The sequence below is a fragment of the Streptomyces sp. NPDC032745 genome (genome assembly GCF_055579465.1).
In genome coordinates this window covers 1-19,288 of sequence record NZ_JBVING010000005.1, presented here as the reverse complement: position 1 = coordinate 19,288, position 19,288 = coordinate 1, and the positions used below count along the sequence as shown (strand labels likewise).

The 19,288-nt window shown below is 70.8% G+C and carries 18 protein-coding genes; 4 read left to right on the top strand and 14 right to left on the bottom strand.

Features of this window, described 5'->3' with window-relative positions:
• Positions 1–3: 3 nt before the first annotated feature.
• From ACZ5WG_RS14175 to ACZ5WG_RS14145, 7 genes are all read right to left on the bottom strand, one after another.
• Positions 4–816, bottom strand: a complete 813-nt coding sequence (locus tag ACZ5WG_RS14175) for an ATP-binding cassette domain-containing protein (RefSeq protein ID WP_468723093.1) — start codon at positions 814–816, stop codon at positions 4–6.
• Positions 813–1,889, bottom strand: coding sequence for an ABC transporter permease (locus ACZ5WG_RS14170; RefSeq protein WP_468723091.1), 1,077 nt, complete (start codon positions 1,887–1,889; stop codon positions 813–815). Before ACZ5WG_RS14170 ends, ACZ5WG_RS14175 begins: the two co-directional genes overlap by 4 nt.
• Positions 1,886–2,941 carry a sugar ABC transporter substrate-binding protein gene (locus tag ACZ5WG_RS14165; protein ID WP_468723090.1) on the bottom strand — a complete coding sequence of 352 codons (1,056 nt, stop codon included), beginning with the start codon at positions 2,939–2,941 and terminating at the stop codon, positions 1,886–1,888. Before ACZ5WG_RS14165 ends, ACZ5WG_RS14170 begins: the two co-directional genes overlap by 4 nt.
• Positions 2,942–3,158: 217 nt before the next feature.
• Positions 3,159–3,902 (bottom strand): GntR family transcriptional regulator, encoded by a 744-nt coding sequence (locus ACZ5WG_RS14160; RefSeq protein ID WP_468723089.1) that lies wholly within the window; start codon positions 3,900–3,902, stop codon positions 3,159–3,161.
• A 142-nt stretch (positions 3,903–4,044) separates the two neighbouring features.
• On the bottom strand, positions 4,045–4,968 hold the full coding sequence (locus ACZ5WG_RS14155) for an alpha/beta fold hydrolase (protein ID WP_468723088.1): 924 nt from the start codon (positions 4,966–4,968) through the stop codon (positions 4,045–4,047).
• Positions 4,965–5,708 carry a TetR/AcrR family transcriptional regulator gene (locus tag ACZ5WG_RS14150; protein ID WP_468723087.1) on the bottom strand — a complete coding sequence of 248 codons (744 nt, stop codon included), beginning with the start codon at positions 5,706–5,708 and terminating at the stop codon, positions 4,965–4,967. The genes ACZ5WG_RS14155 and ACZ5WG_RS14150 overlap by 4 nt, the downstream gene beginning before the upstream one ends.
• A gap of 12 nt (positions 5,709–5,720) precedes the next feature.
• Entirely contained in the window at positions 5,721–6,494 is a 774-nt protein-coding gene (locus tag ACZ5WG_RS14145) for a class II aldolase/adducin family protein (protein WP_468723886.1), read from the bottom strand.
• Positions 6,495–6,884: 390 nt separating this feature from the next.
• Here ACZ5WG_RS14145 and ACZ5WG_RS14140 point away from each other — a divergent pair, with 390 nt between their 5' ends.
• The gene (locus ACZ5WG_RS14140; protein WP_468723085.1) at positions 6,885–8,354 is read left to right on the top strand and encodes an APC family permease; all 1,470 of its coding nucleotides are present in this window, start codon (positions 6,885–6,887) and stop codon (positions 8,352–8,354) included.
• 46 nt (positions 8,355–8,400) lie between these two features.
• Here ACZ5WG_RS14140 and ACZ5WG_RS14135 read toward each other — a convergent pair whose 3' ends face one another.
• Complete coding sequence (locus ACZ5WG_RS14135) at positions 8,401–9,180, bottom strand: CAP domain-containing protein (protein ID WP_468723084.1); 780 nt, start codon at positions 9,178–9,180, stop codon at positions 8,401–8,403.
• A 705-nt stretch (positions 9,181–9,885) separates the two neighbouring features.
• Between ACZ5WG_RS14135 and ACZ5WG_RS14130 the strand changes: the two genes are divergently transcribed.
• Positions 9,886–10,653 (top strand): NPP1 family protein, encoded by a 768-nt coding sequence (locus ACZ5WG_RS14130; RefSeq protein ID WP_468723082.1) that lies wholly within the window; start codon positions 9,886–9,888, stop codon positions 10,651–10,653.
• A gap of 33 nt (positions 10,654–10,686) precedes the next feature.
• Here ACZ5WG_RS14130 and ACZ5WG_RS14125 read toward each other — a convergent pair whose 3' ends face one another.
• Genes ACZ5WG_RS14125 through ACZ5WG_RS14110 form a run of 4 tightly spaced genes read right to left on the bottom strand, consistent with a single transcriptional unit; the run spans position 10,687 to position 15,076 of the window.
• Positions 10,687–12,258: a YrhB domain-containing protein gene (locus ACZ5WG_RS14125; RefSeq protein ID WP_468723080.1), complete on the bottom strand. Its 1,572-nt coding sequence runs from the start codon at positions 12,256–12,258 to the stop codon at positions 10,687–10,689.
• Positions 12,259–12,276: 18 nt separating this feature from the next.
• Positions 12,277–13,911 (bottom strand): putative T7SS-secreted protein, encoded by a 1,635-nt coding sequence (locus tag ACZ5WG_RS14120; protein WP_468723078.1) that lies wholly within the window; start codon positions 13,909–13,911, stop codon positions 12,277–12,279.
• Positions 13,911–14,537: a hypothetical protein gene (locus ACZ5WG_RS14115; RefSeq protein ID WP_468723077.1), complete on the bottom strand. Its 627-nt coding sequence runs from the start codon at positions 14,535–14,537 to the stop codon at positions 13,911–13,913. Before ACZ5WG_RS14115 ends, ACZ5WG_RS14120 begins: the two co-directional genes overlap by 1 nt.
• Positions 14,534–15,076, bottom strand: a complete 543-nt coding sequence (locus tag ACZ5WG_RS14110) for a hypothetical protein (RefSeq protein ID WP_468723076.1) — start codon at positions 15,074–15,076, stop codon at positions 14,534–14,536. Before ACZ5WG_RS14110 ends, ACZ5WG_RS14115 begins: the two co-directional genes overlap by 4 nt.
• Positions 15,077–15,405: 329 nt before the next feature.
• On the opposite strand from ACZ5WG_RS14110, the gene ACZ5WG_RS14105 reads away from it, so the two are divergent.
• The gene (locus ACZ5WG_RS14105) at positions 15,406–16,932 is read left to right on the top strand and encodes an FAD-dependent oxidoreductase (protein ID WP_468723884.1); all 1,527 of its coding nucleotides are present in this window, start codon (positions 15,406–15,408) and stop codon (positions 16,930–16,932) included.
• Between the two features lie 71 nt (positions 16,933–17,003).
• A complete protein-coding gene (locus ACZ5WG_RS14100; protein WP_468723074.1) occupies positions 17,004–17,672 on the top strand; it encodes an SGNH/GDSL hydrolase family protein in 669 nt (222 codons plus the stop codon).
• 111 nt (positions 17,673–17,783) lie between these two features.
• On the opposite strand, the gene ACZ5WG_RS14095 is transcribed toward ACZ5WG_RS14100, so the two are convergent.
• Complete coding sequence (locus ACZ5WG_RS14095) at positions 17,784–18,749, bottom strand: SGNH/GDSL hydrolase family protein (protein ID WP_468723073.1); 966 nt, start codon at positions 18,747–18,749, stop codon at positions 17,784–17,786.
• Between the two features lie 447 nt (positions 18,750–19,196).
• Positions 19,197–19,288, bottom strand: a 92-nt coding sequence (locus tag ACZ5WG_RS14090) for an aggregation-promoting factor C-terminal-like domain-containing protein (protein WP_450315969.1), incomplete at its 5' end; no start/stop codon positions are given.

Sequence of the window (19,288 nt, the reverse complement as noted above, 5' to 3'; positions counted from 1 at the left end):
TCGTCAGTCGGCGGGCGCGGGGGCAGGGGCGCGGAGCTCGTGCTCCAGGGCCTCGAGTTCGGCTCCGCCGGCCATCTGGCGGGTCAGCTCGGCCAGCGAGATGTCGGCCTTCTCGAAAGAGCCCAGACTGCGGCCCCGCTTGAGGAGCAGGAACCGGTCGCCGACCGGGTAGGCGTGGTGCGGGTTGTGCGTGATCAGGACCACGCCGAGACCCCGGTCCCGTGCCTGTGCCACGTAACGCAGCACCACACCGGCCTGCTTGACGCCGAGCGCGGCGGTCGGCTCGTCCAGGATGAGCACCCGGGCCCCGAAGTGGACCGCCCGGGCGATGGCGACGCACTGCCGCTCGCCGCCCGACAGCGTCCCGACCGGCTGCTCGACGTCGCGCAGGTCGATGCCCATCTCGCGCAGTGCCGTACGGGCCGTCTCCCGGCCGTACTTCCGGTCGAGGAGGCGCACCGGCCCGAAGCGGCGCACGGGCTCGGAGCCCAGGAAGAAGTTGCGCCACACACTCATCAGCGGCACGACCGAGAGGTCCTGGAACACCGTGGCGATACCCCTGTCGAGCGCCGCGCGCGGTGAGGGGAAGTGCACCGGCTCGCCGTCGAGGAGCAGTTCGCCTCCGGTGTGCTGGTGCGCACCGGCCAGGATCTTGATCAGCGTGGACTTGCCGGCTCCGTTGTCGCCCAGTACGCAGGTGACCTGGCCGGGATTGACGACCGCGCTCACGTCGCGCAGGGCGATGACGGAGCCGTACGACTTGCCGATGCCCCTGGCCTCCAGCAGCGGGCGTACCGCCCGGGATGCGTCCTTCATCGCCGTACCCTTTCCGCCCGACGCCGGAACGTGTTGTTCACCAGGACGGCGGAGAGCAGCATCACGCCGAGGAATGCCATGAACCAGTCGCTGTTCCACTGGGCGAAGACGATGCCCTGGCGGGCCATGCCGAAGATGAGCGCGCCGATCGCGGCGCCGACCGCCGAGCCGTACCCGCCGGTCATCAGGCAGCCGCCGATGACCGCGGCGATGATGTACTGGAACTCCAGCCCGACGCCCTGGTTGGCCTGCACGGTGGTGAACCGCAGGATGTTGATGGTGCCGACCAGCCAGGCGGCGGCCGCCGTGGTCATGAACAGCGTGATCTTCGTACGCTCGACGGGCACGCCCACCTGACGGGCACTCAGTGCCGAACCTCCCACGGCGAAGATCCAGTTCCCGCCGCGGGTGCGCATCAGGACGATCGAGGCGAGTACCGTCGCCACGACCCACCACACCAGTGAGATCTGGAACGACGTGCCCCCGATGTCGATGGTGGAGGCGAACACGTACCCTGCCGATTCGAAGCCCGGCGTGCTGCGCATACCGCTGACCTGAACGGTTCCCGTCACCGCTCGGGTCACGCCGAGGTTGAGGCCCTGGAGGGCGAGGAACGAGCCGAGGGTGACGATGAAGCTCGGCAGGCCGGTGCGCATGACAAGCCAGCCGTTGAGGGCTCCCACCCCGAGGGCGAAGGCCAGCGAGACGAGGAGCGCGAGCCAGACGTTCCAGCCGAGCTCGACCGAGAGCAGCGCGGTCACCAGGGCCGTGGACGCAGTCATCACACCGGCCGAGAGGTCGAACTCGCCGCCGATCATGAGCAGTGCGACGGCGACCGCGACGATGCCGAGCGTCGCCGAGTCGTCGAGCCAGGTCGCCGCGCCCAGCGGGCTGAGGAACTGGCCGGTGACCGCTGAGAAAAAGGTGAAGACGAGCAACGCGCCGAGGAGGGCGCCGAGTTCGGGCCGCAGCAGCAGTCGGCCCAGCGGGCCGCGCCGGGCGAGCCGCTCGTCGGTGGCGGAGCCCTGCTGCGGGGTGGCGGGGGTGGTCGGGGCGGGGGAGGTCGCCGTCATCGGGTGCCCCGGGCCGCGTACTTCGCCACCTGGTCGACGTTGGACGCATCGACGAAGGCGGGGCCCGTGAGCACGGGCAGGCCGCCGCCGACCGTGTTGCCGTTGTCGTGCTGGAGCTTGAGCATGACGACGGGCAGGTAGCCCTGCTCGTACTGCTGCTGGTCCACGGCGAAGGCGATGGTGCCGGCCTTGACGGCGCCGATCACGTCGGCGTTGAGGTCGAAGGTGGCGACCTGCGCCTTGGAGTTGAGGGCCTTGACCGCCTCGGTGGCCGTCGCGGCTATCTGGGCGTTGAGGGTCAGGACTCCGTCGACCGCGGGGTCGGCCTGGAGGGCGCCGCGGATCCGGGACAGCACGTCGGTCGGGTTGGCCGCGTCGACCTGGAGGTTGACCACGTCGCCGCCGAAGCCCTTGCGGGCGCCGTCGCAGCGCTGGTTGAGGCCGATGTTGCCGGCCTCGTGGATCACGCAGAGGACCTTGTGCCGTCCGCTCTCCTTGAGCTTGGCGCCCGCGCCCTCGCCGGCGACCGACTCCTCCTGGCCCACGTGCCCGATGGCCCCGAACTCCCGGCTCTTGGCGGATCCCGAGTTGATGGTGATCACCGGGATCCCGGCCGCGACGGCGGCCTTGACCGAGCTCTGGAGGGCGTCGGGGTTGGCCATCGAGACGACCAGGCCGCCGACGTGCTGGGCGACCGCGTTGTCGATCAGTTTGGCCTGGCCGGACGGGTCCGGGTCGGAGTTGTAGTCCACCTGTACGCCGAGCTGCTTGCCTGCGTCGGTGGAACCGTTCTTCACCACGTTCCAGAAGGCGTCGCCCGGACCGCCGTGGCTGATCACCGCTATGTGCAGGGATCCGTTGCCGGCAGCCGGCTTGGCGCCGGACGCGTCGGCGGCCGGACTCTTGGCCGAGCCGCCCTCGGCGGCGGGGCCGCTGCAGGCGGCGGCGAAGGCGAGCGCCACGGCAACCGCGGCGGTGGGCACCAGGCGGGGCAGGGTGCGTCTGCGGGACGCGGAGGGGCGGCGTCCGGGTACGGAGTGGTTCACGTTCATGGGGTGCGACCTCCGATGAGGGGCTGCGGGGCCGGAGGCGAGATGTCGGCCCTGAAGGGGGGAGTACGTGCGCCGGCCGCTGGGGCACCCCGGGTGGCGGGTGGTGTGCCGCAGCGATGTGGCAACACCTTCGTCCCGCGCAAGTCAGTATGTCAAGACATACGGACTTGGTTGTTGGGTGTGTGAGATCGAACCGTGACGGGCCCGGGCGGACGCCTCAGCGCGCCATGAGGGTGATTTCGAACGAGTAGAGCGAGGCCCGGTAGAGGTGGTCGCCGTACTCCACGGGGCGGCCGTCGCTGTCGTACGCGGTGCGCCGCATGGCCAGCAGCGGGGCACCCCGGACCTCGGAGAGCAGCCGGGCCTCGGCGGTGGACGCCCGCCGCGCGGTGATCGACTGGTCGGCCAGGCTCAGCCGGGTACCGGCCGCGCGCAGCAGCTCGTACAGGCCCCGGTCCGCCAGATCCGCCACCGTGAACCGGCACAGCTCGACGGGAACGTGGTTGCGGAGCAGGGCGAGCGGCTCGCCGTCCGCGTAGCGCAGCCGCTCGAGCGCGACGACCTCGCTCCCCTGCGGCAGGCGCAGCGCGGCCGCCACCTCGTCCGGGGCCGGAACGCGCTCCATCGACAGCACTTCGGTGCGCGGATGCCGGTCGGCGCGGAGCAGGTCGTCGTGGAGGCTGGTCAGTTCCACCTGGCGGCGGACCCTGCTGTGCACGACCTGCGTGCCGACGCCGCGCTTGCGGACCAGCAGCCCCTTGTCGACGAGATGCTGGATGGCCTGCCGCATCGTGGGGCGGGACAGGCCCAGGTCACCGGCCAGGGCGACCTCGTTCTCCAGCCGGGATCCCGCGGGCAGCTCGCCGCCCGCGATCAGCTCCTCCAGTCGCACGGCCACCTGGAAGTACAGGGGCACCGGGCTGGAGCGGTCGATGCTGATCAGCGAGGCGAGCGAAGACATCCTGGGCTCCAGCGGCCGGGGGCGAGAGGGACATTATCCCTCGCGCCGCCCCGTTGATCAGCATGATGTCCTGACGTCCTGATGCCCGTACGCCTTGACCTTGGAACCCTGGTGGAACCGCGGTGGAAACCCCAGGGCCGCCTCAGGGCGCCAGGAACGCGGTGAGCGCGGCCGCCACGGCTTCGGGATCCTCCAGCTGCGGGTAGTGCCCGACGGCCGGCGGCCCGGCGAGCTCCACGACGTGCGCCTGCGGCATCCGTGCCCGGATCCGGGGGAGTACGTGGCCCCCGCTGATCGGGTCGGCGGGTCCCCACACGAACAGCGCGGGTCCGGGGAAGCCCTCCAGGGCCGAGGTCCAGCGCACGGCATACCGGCGGCGCTCGTCGATGTAGCGCAGCAGTTGCGGGGCGAGGCGGTGGCCGCCGGCCCGGGACGCGGCCGCCCACAGGTCGTGCAGGTCCTCGTCGTGGACCGGCCGGCCGAGTACGGCGCGCAGGGACGCGGCGAACCGCCGCTCCGTGGTGAGGGGCGCCAGCAGCGGACCCAGCGGGCCGTGCAGCAGGCGCTGGATCGGCACGGGGCGGTGCAGATCGGCGTACAGGCCGCCGTTGAGCCAGGCCATGCGGGTGATCCGGGCCGGGTCGCGGGCCAGCAGCTCCTGGCCGACGCTCACCCCGTAGTCGTGTGCGACCAGGGCGGTACTGCCGATCCCGTACCGCCGCCAGACCTCCTCGACCAGCGAGGCCTGGTCGAGCACCGAGTAGCGGTGGCGCCGGGGCTTGTCGCTCTCCCCGAAGCCGAGCAGGTCCAGCGTGGTGACGTGGAGTCCGGCCGCGACGAGCGCCGGGACGACGGCGGCCCAGTCGTGGGAGGAGGTCGGGAAACCGTGGACGAGGGTGACGGGCGAGCCGTGTGCGGGCCCGTCCTGGCGTACGAAGACCGAGTGACCGTCGATCCGTACGGTGCTGCCGTCCTCGGTCCATCGGCGCAGCGGCGGCAGGACGCGTGGGCGGGTCATTCGGGCGGCCGTGCCGTCGGTCGTTCCGTCGGCGACGCCGTCGGTCATGCGCGGGCCTCCTCGTCGTGGAGGTGGCCCAGCCCGTGCAGCAGCGCCCGCAGGCCGAACGCGAACTCGGCCTCGGCGTCGAGCGAGTTGAGCAGTCCGGCGTGGCGGCGGACCACCGGGTGCGTGCGCGGGGAGAGGGAGGCGAACAGTTCGGCCATCGCGGCACGCTGACCGGCTGTACGGGCCGCGCCGCCGGAGTCGAGCACCGCGGCGCCGATCACGAAGTGGGTGACCGTGAGGTAGACGTGGACGGCCGGCCGCGGGGCCCAGCCGTGGGTGAGGAGCTGCCCGAGGGCGTGTTCGCGCGCCCGCAGGGCATTGGGGCCGAGCAGCTGACCGGCGGTCAGCAGCGGGACGACCGCCGGGTGTGCCGCGAGCACCCGGCGGAACTCCCGGGCGCCGCCTTCCAGTCCGGCCCGCCAGTCCCCGTCGAGCGAGGGCAGCCGGATCTCCCCCAGCATGTGGTCGACCGTCTCGATCAGCAGCTCCTCGCGGCTCGCGACGTGCCGGTAGAGGGAGGTGTGGCGGACCTGGAGGTGGTCGCCGAGCCGACGCATCGTGAGCGCCTCCAGGCCCTCGCGGTCGGCCAGTTCGAGCGCGCCCGCGGTGATCCGGTCGAGCGTCAGCCCGCCCTGGCGGGGCCTGCGCCGGTCGCGCTCGGCGTACCGGTCCTGCCACCAGGCGGGGGAGCCGGGTTCCGCGGGGGCGGGTTCGGCATCGGCTTCGGGCTGGAGTGTCATGGGGGGTGGCGCCTATTCGAAGAGGTCGGGTTCCGTGCGGGCGATCTCGTCCCAAAGGGGCTGGAAGGAGAACCAGCCCGCGAGCGGGAATCCGGTCTGGTCCCGGGTGTGCCGGGCGGCCTCGGGGTCGATCAGGTGCGGGGTGCCCGCGGCTTGCGCGAGCAGCTGCGCCTGGGCGCTGCGCTCCATGGAGATGAACCACCAGGCCGCCTCGTCGACCGATTCGCCGACGGTGAAGATGCCGTGGTTCTGGTGGATGACGGCCTTGTGCGGCCCGAGCCCCGCGGCGAGCTGCCGGCCGGCCTCCTCCTCGACCACCACGGCACCGGCGCCGTCCCGGTGGACGGTGTGCTGCTCGTACAGGGCACACGCGTCCTGGGTGATCGGGTCCAGCAGGCGTCCCAGACTCGAGAACGCCTTGCCGTGGACGGCGTGGGCGTGACAGGCGGCGACCACGTCGGGGCGGGCGGCGTGGATGGCCGAATGGATCACGAATCCGGCCCGGTTGACGGGGCGCCTGCCGTGGCGGACCTGTCCCTCGTGGTCGACGAGGATCAGGTCGCAGACCCGGACGTGCCGGAAGGACATGCCGAACGGGTTGACCCAGAACATGTCCGGGTACTCCGGGTCCCGCACGGTGATGTGGCCCGCGACGCCTTCGGAGAAGCCGAGGCGGCCGAAGATGCGGCAGGCTCCGGCGAGCCGCTGCTTGCGGTGCTCGCGCTCCTGCGCGAGGTCGGTGAACACGGGCGGCAGGGGCAGCTCGAGGTTCTCCTGCCGCGGCACGAACGCACTCCCGCGCAGGCCGGCGCCCGCCGCCGCGCCCGTCCCCGTGTCCGTCTCCGTGTCCGTCCCCGTGTCCGTCTCCGTGTCCGTCTCCGTTCCCGCCCCGTGCCGCCCTCGGGTGCCTGTCGTCCGGTCCACGCCCGCCTCCCTCTGTTATGCGTCCGCTGGACGCACATAATGAGTCCAGCGGACGCATAGCGCAAGACCTCCGTTGCCGGCCGGGGCGCGCGGGTTCCCCGCGAGGCGGCCCCGCCGCTGCGCAGCCGGCCGACCCCGTCCGGTCGGCGCGGATCCCTTGACGGATTAAGTAAACATTCCTAATTTTATGGCGTCCGCCGCGCTGCGATGCGCCCCGCGCCCGATCCCCCAGCCGCGTCCAGGGAGTCCTCCATGTCCGGATCGCCACCCCCGAGCGGCGGGTTCGTCCGCCGCGTCGGGCTGTTCCAGGCCATCGCCATCAACATGAGTCAGATGTGCGGAATCGGGCCGTTCGTCACGATCCCGCTGATGGTCGCGGCCTTCGGCGGGCCGCAGGCCGTCGTCGGCTTCATCGCGGGCGCCGTCCTCGCCCTCGCCGACGGCCTCATCTGGGCTGAACTCGGGGCGTCTATGCCGGGCTCGGGCGGCAGCTACGTCTACCTGCGCCAGGCGTTCCAGTACCGGACGGGGCGGCTCATGCCGTTCCTGTTCGTGTGGACCGCCATGCTCTTCATCCCGCTGATCATGTCCACCGGAGTCGTCGGATTCGTCCAGTACCTCGGCTACCTCGTCCCGGACCTCGGGCAGACCGGCGGTGACCTCGTCGGGCTCGCCGTGATCGCACTGGTGGTCCTGCTCCTGTGGCGGGGCATCGAGCACATCGCCAAGATCACCGCCGTCATGTGGGCCGTCATGATCGCCGCCGTGAGCCTGGTCATCGTCGCCGCGGCCACCCACTTCAGCCTCGACCTGGCCTTCAGCTACCCCAGCGGCGCCTTCTCCGTCACCGACAGCACCTTCTGGATCGGTTTCGCCGGCGGCCTGACCATCGGCATCTACGACTACCTCGGCTACAACACCACCGCCTACATGGGCGCGGAGATCAAGGACCCCGGGCGTACGATCCCGCGCTCCGTCGTCCTCTCCATCATCGGCATCATGGCCGTCTACCTGCTGCTCCAGATCGGCTCGCTCGGCGTGCTCGACTGGCACCGGATGCTCGACCCCAAGGACATCGCGTCGACCTCCGTCGCCTCCGCCGTCCTGGAGGAGACCTGGGGAGAGGGCGCCGCCCGGGTCGTGACCGTCTTCATCCTCGTCACCGCCTTCGCCTCCGTCTTCGCCGGACTGCTCGGCGGCTCCCGGGTGCCGTACGACGCGGCCCGCGACCGCGTCTTCTTCCGGCCGTACGCCAAGCTCCACGCGAAGCACCGCTTCCCGGTCCTGGGCCTGGCCACCATGGGCGCCGTCACCGCCGTCGGCTTCCTGATCGGCCGTCACACCGACCTGGTGACCCTCATCCAGCTGCTCACCACCGTGATGGTCCTGGTGCAGGCGCTGGCCCAGATCCTGGCCCTGAGCGTGCTGCGCAAGCGGCAGCCCGCGCTGCGCCGCCCGTACCGGATGTGGCTCTACCCGCTGCCCAGCCTGATCGCCCTGGCCGGCTGGCTGGTCATCTACGGCTTCGCCGACCGGAACGCACCGGGCCGCCACCCCATCGAGTGGTCCCTGGCCTGGCTCGCCCTCGGCTGCGTCGCCTTCCTCGTCTGGGCGAGGACCGAGAAGGTCTGGCCGTTCGGTCCCCGCCACATCAGCGAGGAGTACCTGAGCAACGCCGTGACCGAGCAGGACGAGCCCGTCGAGGGAGCCACCGTCGCCTGAGCAGACCCCCCGAGCCCGGCCGGGACGAGGTCTGCGGCACCTCCCGCTAGCGGGCCGTGCCGAAGTCCTGCGTCCAGAAGAAGTTCGGCTGGGCGAGGCCGACGCCGATCTCCTTGAAGGCACAGTTGAGGATGTTCTCCCGGTGCCCCGGGCTGTTCATCCAGCCGGTCATGACCTGCTCGGGCGTGCTGTAGCCGTAGGCGACGTTCTCGCCGTAGGTCGTCCAGGTGTAGCCGGCACGGGTGATGCGCTGGCCCGGGTCCGAACCGTCGGAGCCGGTGTGCGACATGTTGGCGTGCGCGGCCATGTCCTCGCTGTGCTTCAGCGCGGCATCCGTCAGCTTCGGATTGACGGTGAGCGCCGAGCACCCGACCTTGGCGCGCTCCTTGTTCACGAGCGCCACCACTTCGGCGGCCGGGCCGGAGGGCGCAGCGGTCGGGGTGGCCGGCTTCTGCGGAGTGACCGGCGCCGTCGGCCGGGCCGGGGCCGGCTGCGCGGGCTTCGGCGCCGCGGGGGCGGTCGACGGCTCCGTGGGCTCCGTCGTCCGGGGAGGCTGCTCGGTCTGCTCGGTCTGCTCGACAGGCACGGCCGGTGCCGTCTCGACCGGGGCGTCCGCGGGACCCGCCTGGATCTGGACCGACTCGCCGGGGGAGGGGGCGGTGTGGGAGGGGCGCGTGCCGTGGTGCCGGCCGGCGGCCCTCGCGGAGCCCGCCTCCTGGGTGTCCAGGCACGCCATGGCGGCGGTGGGTATGCCCACGATTCCGAGCGTGACGGCGGCGATGGTTATTTTCTTGTAGTGCGTCCGCTTTTTACGGTGCTTTTGCATGCGTGACCTCACTTGGTTTCTGCGATGCGTCCTGCGCCTGAGCTGCTGGAGCGCCGGGGCCGGGCCGCCATTCTTAGAAGCCCTGGAAGGGGCTGGCAAGTCTCGACGCCGGCCCGCGCGGGACCTCCGTACAGCGGGCTTGAAATGGCCGGACGGTCATGCTGGCCGTCCGGCCGGCCGACTGCGTGAGACGAAGACCGACCATCAGACACGGCTGTGGCGTGGCGAGTTGCCGCAGAACGTCCCGCTCCTCAAAATTCCCATTTCAGCGAAGAGGGGAATGTCGATTCCAGTGGGACAAATATCGACATGTCGGGGAAGCGTGAGCGGACGTAATGCTTCCGTGATCACCCAACCCGTGGTGATGCATGTCACTGTTTCGCGCGGGAACCAGGTGCGGACGACGGGCGTCCGAGGGGTTCTGTGATGGCACCGGCGGACGGCCCGCGGCGCCGCGCGGCGCCGGTCACCCCGCCGGTCACTGCCGTCGGCCACCACGCCGGCCGCCGCGCGGCGGGGCTGCTCCGGATCCCCGCTGCGCGTCAACTCGCCCTGGAAGCAGCCTTGTTACCAACCCGATCACGGGTGAACAGCCGGTGTCGGGACCCTTGCTGTGCCGTCGGGGTTCGCGAATGATGCTCGCTGTGCGCCGGCCACACAGCCGGGATCCGACCGCCCCCGAATCGACCGGCCCGGAGGCCTGCTTTGCGGACGAGCCAGCACATCCGGAGATCATCCCTCGTCGTCGGCGCCGCCCTCGCGCTGGTCGTCGCCGCCGCGCAGACGGCCTTCGCGGCTCCGCCCCCGGCGCTCCCCGCCAACGCCGAAGCCATCGAGCTGACGTTCCAGCCGGCGTACGACTACGACACCGACGGCTGCTACCCGACGCCCGCCATAGGCCCGACCGGCGTCCTGAACGGCGGCCTCAAACCCAGCGGCGCCCTCGACGGCAGCTGCCGCGACGCCTCGGACCTCGCCAACACCAACGGCTACTCCCGCGCCACCTGCAACAACGGCTGGTGCGCTGTGGTCTACGCGCTGTACTTCGAGAAGGACCAGGCCGTCCCCGGCATCGGCCTCGGCGGCCACCGCCACGACTGGGAACACGTGGTGGTATGGATCCAGGGCAACGAGGCGAAGTACGTCGCCACCTCCGCCCACGGCGACTTCGAGATCCACGCGCGCGACCAGATCCGCTGGGACGGCACCCACCCCAAGATCGTCTACCACAAGGACGGCATCGGCACGCACTGCTTCCGCGCGGCGAACACGAACGACGAGCCGCCGGAGAACCACCGCCACACCTGGCAGTTCCCCGCGCTCGTCGGCTGGTCGGGCTACCCGGCCACGCTCCGGGAGAAGCTCAGCCAGGCCGACTTCGGCAGTGCCCACTTCGGCCTGAAGGACGGTTCTTTCTCCTCCCACCTGGCGGAGGCCAAACCGGCGGGCATCCCCTTCGACCCGTACCAGTAGTAGGCGGCTGAGCCTTGATGTCCGCCCCGGGCATCAGCGGTATCGGATCACCCGGACCCCCGACTCGTGGAACGCGTCCAGGCTCCTGAGCTCTTCGGCGGAGGCGTCGACGATGCCGACGTGACCCGCATCGGTGTGCATCCCCGTCAAGAGCAGGCCGGCACTCTCGCGTCCTCGGGCGTCCCGGCGCCGGACCCACAGCAGGGCGCGTCCCCCGGGCGGCAGCGCGGCGACGGCCTGCACGGCATCGACGACGGTCGTGTGCTCGGACACCTCCATCGCCGGACCCAGCTCCGCCATGGTGGAGGCCAGCCAATCGGCCTTCCCCGCAGGAGGCGTCGGACCGGTCGGCTCGCCCCGGTCCCAGGCGGCGAGGAAGCCCCACGGGTCGGAGTTCGGCAGCAGGAACGGCTCCTGCGGCCCCTTGGGCACCACCACGGCGGCGTCGAGCATCGCGTGCCTCCAGTCCCGGCTCCGCAGTGCGGCCGAGGTCTGGCACGCGAACAGCCAGCCGCGGGCCGTCTCGTCCCCGGCGTCCGGCGACACCAGCTCGACGGGTTCCGCGTACGTGCGGCGCAGCCACTCCTCGGCCTTGTGCCGGGCGGCCTCGTAGTCGTCGGCCCGCGCCGGCCCGCCGGGCCGTACCCGGGCGAAGACCAGTTCCAGCAGGCCGGCCGTGTCCAGGCGCGCCAGCCCGCCGGTCATCCCGTCGAGGAACACCACGGAACCGCCGTTGTTGTGCGCGTACAGCAGGTGGCCGCTGACCTCCGTGCCGCCGAGGGCGCGTCGCACCCAGACCACGCCCTGGGTGTCCGGGCCGGTCTGCTCCGCCCGCTCGATGACCTCGTCCCAGCTCGCGCACCGCAGTTGTTCGGCGCCGGGGAAGTAGCGCCGAAGCAGCAGTTCCCACCATCCCGGAGCCTCGTGCGCCGGCTGCCACGGCAACGGACACGAGGGCGCTCCGGTGATCGCCGCCGCCATGGTGACCACGCATCCGCGTGAATTCAGGCGTCGCGTCTGAGCCTCGGGGTCACGGTCCACGGGGTTCTGCGTGTAGGCCGCGGCGTCCCGCCACGGATCGTCGGCCGCCGGATGGAACGGCGTGCCGAGGTCCTTGGGCACGACCAGCGAAGCCGCCAGCATCGGCGTCCGCGGATACCCCGGCTGAGCGGTGGTCCGGCAGGCGAACAGCCAGGTCCCGGCGTCCTCGGCCACGGGCTCGATCGTGACCAGCTCCACCAGGCCGTGGTAGGTGGTGAGGAGCCACTCCAGGGCCATCTGCCACGGCTCGGCCTTCACCGTCCTGGCCAGGCCGGCGGTCGTCCAGCCGCCGTGCCGTACGTAGGCGAAGTACTCGTCCAGGGGCAGGTGCGACGGCGGGAACCGCACGGCGGAGCCGTCCCTGGGCACGAGCACCAGGCTCGTCAGCGGAGCGGCCGTCGCACCCGCCGCCCCGGCGGCCGGCTGTGCCTCGTACCGGACGATCCAGGCGAGTGGGTCTTCCTCGGACAGCTCCGGCTGCAGGACGATCGTCCAGGGTTCGTGGGAGTACGCCCGTTCGAGATGCGTCCGCGCCGCTTCCAGGGCCTCGTTCAACGTGAGCATTGCTGTTTCCTGACGGGGTTATCGGTAGGGGACATGGGCGATCTCGCTGATGTTGGACGTCTCCAGCCTGGCCAGCGTCCCGGTCTGACCGTCCAAGAAGACCACTCCGTGCGGGGTGTTCACGGCACTGAAGACATGGCCCACCCCGCCGTGGCGGGAAATGGCGACCACGCTGCGCGAATCCGGACCCCGTTGTTCCAGGTCCTTGATGATGTCGTCGTAACTGTTGACGACCTTCTTCGCGTCCGGAGTCACCCCGAGCTCCTTGTAAGGGATGTCACCCGGACCGGTCTTGGGGGCGGCCGACACCTCGACCCCGTCCAGCCGTTTGTCGAGGGTGGCCACGTTGTGCGTGCAGTTGTACTCGTAGCCCGGCATGCCCGTGTTGTTCATGTCCTTGAGCCACGGGTACTGGTCGTCGAGGAACTTCTGGGCCTGCTTCGCACCGACGGAGTCGGCGTGGATGGCCCCGCGTTCCGTGACGCCCTTCGCCGGTTTCGCCAGGTGCGACCACGCCGACGGCTTCGCGGCCACCGTCTCCGCGACCCGTACGCCCGCCCGCGCCCCTCCCAGGCCCTTGGTGCCGAGGAGCTCGGGCACCAGCCGGCCGAGGCCCTCGGACGGGTCGTCCTTGAAGCTGTCGATCAGAGCCCCCGGAATCCGTTCCGGGTGGGCGGCCGTCGATACGAGGCCGGCCAGCGTCATGTTGAGGTGCTGCGAGTACTCGGCGGGGTGGGTCAGGTTGTACGGATCCATCGGGTTCAGGCCGCGGGCGAAGTTCAGCAGCCCCGCCGTTCCCTTGACCACTCCGCCGACGAAGTGGTTGAGCTCCACGGCCTCTGCGCCGTAGTAGTCGCCGATCCCCGCCAGCGCCCGCTCGGACGGGGGCGGCTCGGCCGGGGCGTGCGCCAGCGCTGCCGCCAGCGCCTTCTGCGCGTCGGCGGCCGCGTCGTTACGCTGCCTGCGGGCCTCCTTCAGGATCTCGTGGGCCCGCGTGCCGTCGGCCTTCCCGGCGTCGACAGGCTCCACCGGCTTGTCGCCGGGGTCCCTGCCCGCGTCCGCCGCCGCGGTGTAGGCCTTGGCCTTGGCCACGTAGTCCTCGTGCGCCTCCTTGGCCTGTTTGACGGCCGCCTTGTAGAGGTCTATGGCCTGCTGTGCCTGCTGCTGCGCCCACTCCACCGTCCCGGCGTACCGGTTCAGGGCGCCGGCCGCTGCCTCGCAGGCCTCGGCGGCGCGCAACCAGTCCGTCGGGTGCATCGCGAACTTCTCACGGAACGTTTCAGCCGCCTGCCCCTTCCAGTGCTCGGAGTCCAGCGCCTTCATGCCCTCGCCGACCCGGTCGAAGGCGGCCTTGAAGTCGGTGAGGTGCTTGGTCGATTCCCGGATCGCCGACGCCTTGCCGTGGATCAGCTCGTTCGCCTGCTCGGTCTGTCCGAGCTGCTGCTCGCTGATCGAGGCCCCGAGGTCGGAGCCGATGTCGTCGCCCCAGTCCTCGACCTTGTCCGCCCAGTCGTGCGCCCCGACGTAGTCCAGGGCGGCGCCTATGCCGTCGGTGGTCTTGTCGACACCCTCCCCGACGACCTTCTTGGTCGCGTCCCAGCCGTCCTCGAGCTTTCCCAGACCCTTGTCGAGGAGACCACCCCAGTCCGTCATCAGCGCTCACCCTGCGGCTGCGGCGCCGGTCCGACCATGCGGTCGACCGCGCCGTCCACCTCGTCGCGCAGCCCGGCCGCGTCGACCAGCTGGTTCGACAACAGCACGTCGGAGGTGTTCACGTCCCGCACCGCGCTCTTCCACGCCTCCTTGCTGTTCTGTGCTGCCCGGTCGAAGGACTCCTGGCTGTAGTCCGCGTCACGGATCTGCGTGTACGGGTTGTCGGAGAGCACCTCGCCCCAGTCCTTGTCGATGACGTCCTTCTCGGAGGCGTACGGATTGCCCATCGCCGAGTTGGTGAGGACCTTGAAGCTGCCCTGGATGTACTGGTCCTGCTCGTGCAGCACACCGGCGGACAGGCCCACCTTCGCCGCGAACGAGTTGCCCTGCTGCACCAGTGACCGCACCCCCCACTCCCAGCGCTCGCAGAAGGTGTTGAAGGTCGACGTCAAGCCGTCGTGCCCGGTCTCCATACCCGACAGGGCGATGTCCGAGAAGCCCCGCCCCATGCTGGCGGAGCCGATCATCCCCAGTTCCTTCAGCTCGCCCAGCGTCTCCGTGATGCCCCGGGCGATCTGGCCCAGTGCCTGCTGTGAGACGTCGAGATCTGCCCCGTCCCCGCTCATTCCGTCACCTCACCATCGAGTGCCGCCCTTTCGGGCACGAACCCGCTCAACGGCGGGAAGACCATGCCGTCGGGCCCCGCCACGTCCCACGCCACCCCACAGGGGAAGTCCAGCGCAGGCACGACCTCGTCCAGGATCCGCGCCCCGACCACCCGCCGGTACGGCCATTCCCGCCCCTGCTCGCCGCGGGCCTGCGCGAACCGGGCCAACTGCTCGTCCCCGGAGAACGCGTAGATCCAGTCGAGCCCGCCGAACTGGCCCGTCCACAGCCCGTCACGCTCGTCCAGGGGTACGAGCAGGACCCGGCTGCGGAAGTCCGCGAGGCGCTCCAGCACCGCCTCCCGCGCCATCTCCAGGGTGTCGGCCACCGTCTCGGGAGCGGCCGCGGGTGCGGATGCGATCGGCGGCTCCGGCCCCGGCCCCGGCCCCGGCCCCGGCCCCGGCCCTGGCTCCGGCCCTGTCTGCGACTGTGGCTCCGGTGTCTTCGCGGCGCGCTCGGCGGCTGTGCGCAGCCCGGCCCACTCCTCGTCGAAACCCACCTCAGAACTCCCCTCGCCGGGCAGCCGGAGCCGAAGCGGGCCCGGGACTTCCCGACTTGTCATGCGCATACGTGATCAAACCGAGAATACCCAGGGCGTGGCGGCCGCCGGTCCACCGGTGCGCCGCCCGCCGGGGCTGCGGCGATCGCGGCCTGACCTGCGACTCGACCGGCCGTGGCGTCGGCGGCATGCCAGGGCCTGTCAGTCCGGTGTCGGTGGCATGTCGGTGGCAAGTCGGGGACTGTCGGTGCGATGTCGGTGAGGCCCGGCACATTTCCAGAGGTGCGGCCGGGTGCCCATCCGGCTGCAGGTCTGGGAGGGGAAATCTCGTGCATGACGTAGTGATCGTGGGCGCCGGTCCGGTCGGTCTGTTCCTTGCCTGCGAGCTTGGCCTCGCGGGCTGTTCGGTCCTGGTGCTCGAGCGGGAGCCGGAGCCCGGCTCCCCGTGGAAGGCGGCACCACTGGGGAGGCGCGGCCTGTCCGGGGCGTCGCTCCAGGCGTTCTACCGCCGTGGGATGCTGCACCCGCTGCTGACGGCGTCGGGTGTCAGCGGCGACCCCGCCGCGAACCCCGACGAGGACGAGGCATCACCCCCTCGCTGGGCGGGCCACTTCGCCGGCATGATGCTCGACCCGGCCAAGGTCGACGTCACCGCCCTCCCGTTCCGGCTTCCCAGCCCGGCACCGGACATCGTGCTGACCCACCTCGAGGCGATCGAGGCGGTACTGGCCGAGCAGGCGGCCAAGCTCGGCGTGGACGTCAGGCGTGGCGTCACGGTCTCGGCCATCGCCCAGAACGATGAGGGTGTGGTCGCGCAAGCCGGCGCGGACGCGTACGCGGCGCGCTGGCTCGTCGGCTGCGACGGCGGACGCAGTACGGTGCGCAGGCTCGCGGGCTTCGACTTCGTCGGCACCGAGCCGCAGTTCACCGGCTACACCATGCACGCGACCATCGCCGATCCCGAGAAGCTGCGGCCCGGGTTCAACCTGACGTCGACGGGCATGTACATGCAAATGCCCTCGGAAAATGGGCACATCGGCATGATGGACTTCGACGGCGGCGCGTTCGACCGCTCGCAGCAGCCGACTCGTGACCGTCTCCAGGCGGTTCTGCGCCGGGTGTCCGGCACCGACGTGACGGTGAGCGACGTCCGTCTCGCCTCGACCTTCACCGACCGGGCGATGCAGACGACGGCCTACCGGCAGGGACGCGTCCTGCTCGCGGGCGACGCCGCCCACATCCACTCACCCCTGGGCGGGCAGGGACTCAACACCGGCATCGGCGACGCCGTGAACCTGGGTTGGAAGCTCGCGGCGACCGTGCACGGGCACGCGCCGGACGGGCTTCTCGACACGTACACCGGCGAGCGCCATCCGATCGGCGCAGCGGTGCTCGACTGGTCGCGCGCCCAGGTGGCGGCCATGCGGCCGGACCCGCACGGCCAGGCGATGCAGGCAGTGGTTCGCGACCTGATCGGGACCCGTGACGGAACGACCTACGTCTTCGAGAGGCTGTCGGGATCGTGGGTCCGTCACGACTTCGGCAGCGAGCATCCGCTGGTCGGCCGCAACGCCCCGGACCTCCGTCTCGAGGACGGCACGCGCCTCGGCGACCTGATGCAGGACGGACGGGGCGTGGCGCTCGATTTCAGTGCCGACCGGCGCCTGCACGGTTCGGCGATGGGCTGGGAGAGCCGCGTACGGTACGCGGCCGGTCCGGCGAGGAACGACCTCGGATTGGGTGCCGTGCTCGTCCGGCCCGACGGCGTGGTCGCCTGGGCAGGGGATCGCACCCCTGATCGTGAAGCGTTCGAGCGGGCCGCCGGCCGTTGGTTCAGTGGGCCCGAAGTCTTTTGAGCGCCGGAATGCCGACGTTCCCATCCGCTCTCATCTGCTTTCCCCTCCTCACCCTGGTTCAAGGAGCGCACATGACGATCACAGTCCGGCCGGGAAGCCCCGTGATGTTCACCGGCGATTCGATCACCGACTGCCAACGGCTGGAGAGCGAGGACGGTCTCGGGTTCGGCTACCCGCTGCGCGTCGCGGGCGAGTGGGGACTCCGGTACCCGGACCGACCCGTGACCTGGCTGAACACCGCGAACGGGGGCGACAAGGTGATGGACCTCGAAGCCCGCTGGCAGACGGACGTACTCGACGCGCGCCCGGACGTGGTGTCGATCCTCGTCGGGGTCAACGACATGGGCTGGCACACGCTGGACCCGGAGGGGTACGTGATTCCCGCCGAGGAGTTCGAAGCGGGCTATGACCGCCTCCTCGCGCCCCTCGCCGCAGCGGGCACGAAGCTGATCCTCATCGAGCCGTTCCTCCTGCCGATCCACGGCGTCGTCGAGGCCGGTGACGGCGACGCGCTCATCGGCGAGAAGGAGCGGGAGGAATGGCGCACCGACCTGGACCCGAAGATCCAGGTCGTGCGCAAGCTCGCCCGCAAGTACGGCGCACATCTGCTCGCCGCCGACGGCATGTTCGCCGAACTCGCCGCGACGACCCGGCCGGAGTACTGCGCCGCGGACGGCGTACACCCGACGCCGGCCGGTCACGCCGCACTCGCGGAAGCCTGGCTACGCCTGGTCGCGTGACCGGGCCCCGCATGCCCGCACCCTGCCCACCGGAGCGGGGCAGTGCTGCGGTGCCGCCGGGCGGGAGGGACGGCTCCGGCCCGGCGGCAGCGTGTGAGGGGTGCGGTGTGGTCAGCTCACGTTGATGGAGTTCAGAATCGCCGATGCGACGTGATCAGCGGCATTCTGGTGGCCCCTGGCGTTGGGGTGTACGAAGGCCACCTCGTCGGGGAACCGGGTGAAGATGCCCTCCACCCACTTGCCCGCGTCACAGACGCTGTGCCCGCGGGAGGAGTCGTAGAGGTCGACGAAGTTGTCGCCGCGCTTGGCGGCTGCCTTCTCGATGACCGCGTTGAGGGGTTCCATGACGTCCTGGCGCAGCCAGTCCAGGTCCCCCTGGGTGATCGAGGCGAACTGTTCCCAGTCGTCGTACCGGCACTTGGACGTGTCCTTGGGAATGACCGTCGGGTACCCGACGGCCAGGATCTTTGCGTGCGGAGCCCGTTGGTGGAGCGTGGCGAGCATCGCGTCGTAGTCCTTGCTCACCTGGTTCAGGCGGCTGGGGATGTTGTCGGCCAGGTCGTCCCTGCAGGGTGTGCCCACGCCGCCACTTCCCGAGCCCAGTTGCAGACAGGTGAAGAGGATTTCGGCGAACCCCAGGCTGTTGCCGCCCGCACCGACGGTGACCACGTCGGTGCCGGGCTGCACTGCCTCGGACTGGGGAGGTACGGCGGGGAAGGGGTAGTCCGGGTCCTCGGAGAAGGGCGGCAGGTGCCGTCCGATCGGGTGCTGGGCTTCGGACGTGATGTTCTTGATCGTGGCGGCGCCACAGCTGACGTTCGTGAGCTCGAACAGTGCGCCGAGGTCGCGGTCGATGACCTGAGGGTAGGACCGGTCGGTGCGCTCGCAGCCGTCACGGGGAACTTCGAACGTGTCGCCTGCGGCCGGGATGACGCCGGCGGTGTACGAGTCGCCCAGGGCGACCCACTCGTAGTTCGCCGCGGGGGCGGCCCCTGCGGGTTGTGCGGGGGTCAGGACGCCGGCGGCGAGAGCCGCGGCCGAGCCGAGCATGGCCAGACGGGTACGGAAGAGTGCCACGAATCCTCCAGAGATACGGCGTTGGCAGCACGACGACCATACGGAATCCGTTACTCTATGCACTAGATCGGATGCGGACAGTCACGTTCCGTGGAGTCCGTGGGTCCACTCGGACAAAGACGGACATGCTCCGAACGGACAGGTTCCTTCTGTCGGCGATGAGGATGCACTGTCTGACAGGTCCTGTGCGATATGTGAGCAATGTGAAGAGAGTGTTGGTCGACCCGTGCGACCCCGGCCTGTGGATCGGTCCGCCCGGCTGTCCTGTTCGCGATCACCCGCGGCTCCGCACGCCCTGCAGGCGGCGGGTCAGTGGGAGCGCCCACGCAAAACGCCCGGCCGGGGAATCTCGGCCGGGCGTCTGTCCGTACGGTTGCCGCCCCGCGCCTGCGGGCGCGTGTCGCGGCGGTCTCCTGGATCCAGGAGGCCGGCCACCGGGGTGGCGGCTTAGTACCAGTGGTTGGCCTGCCAGAAGTTCCAGGCGCCGACCGGGCTGCCGTAGCGGGAGTTCATGTAGTCCAGGCCCCACTTGATCTGGG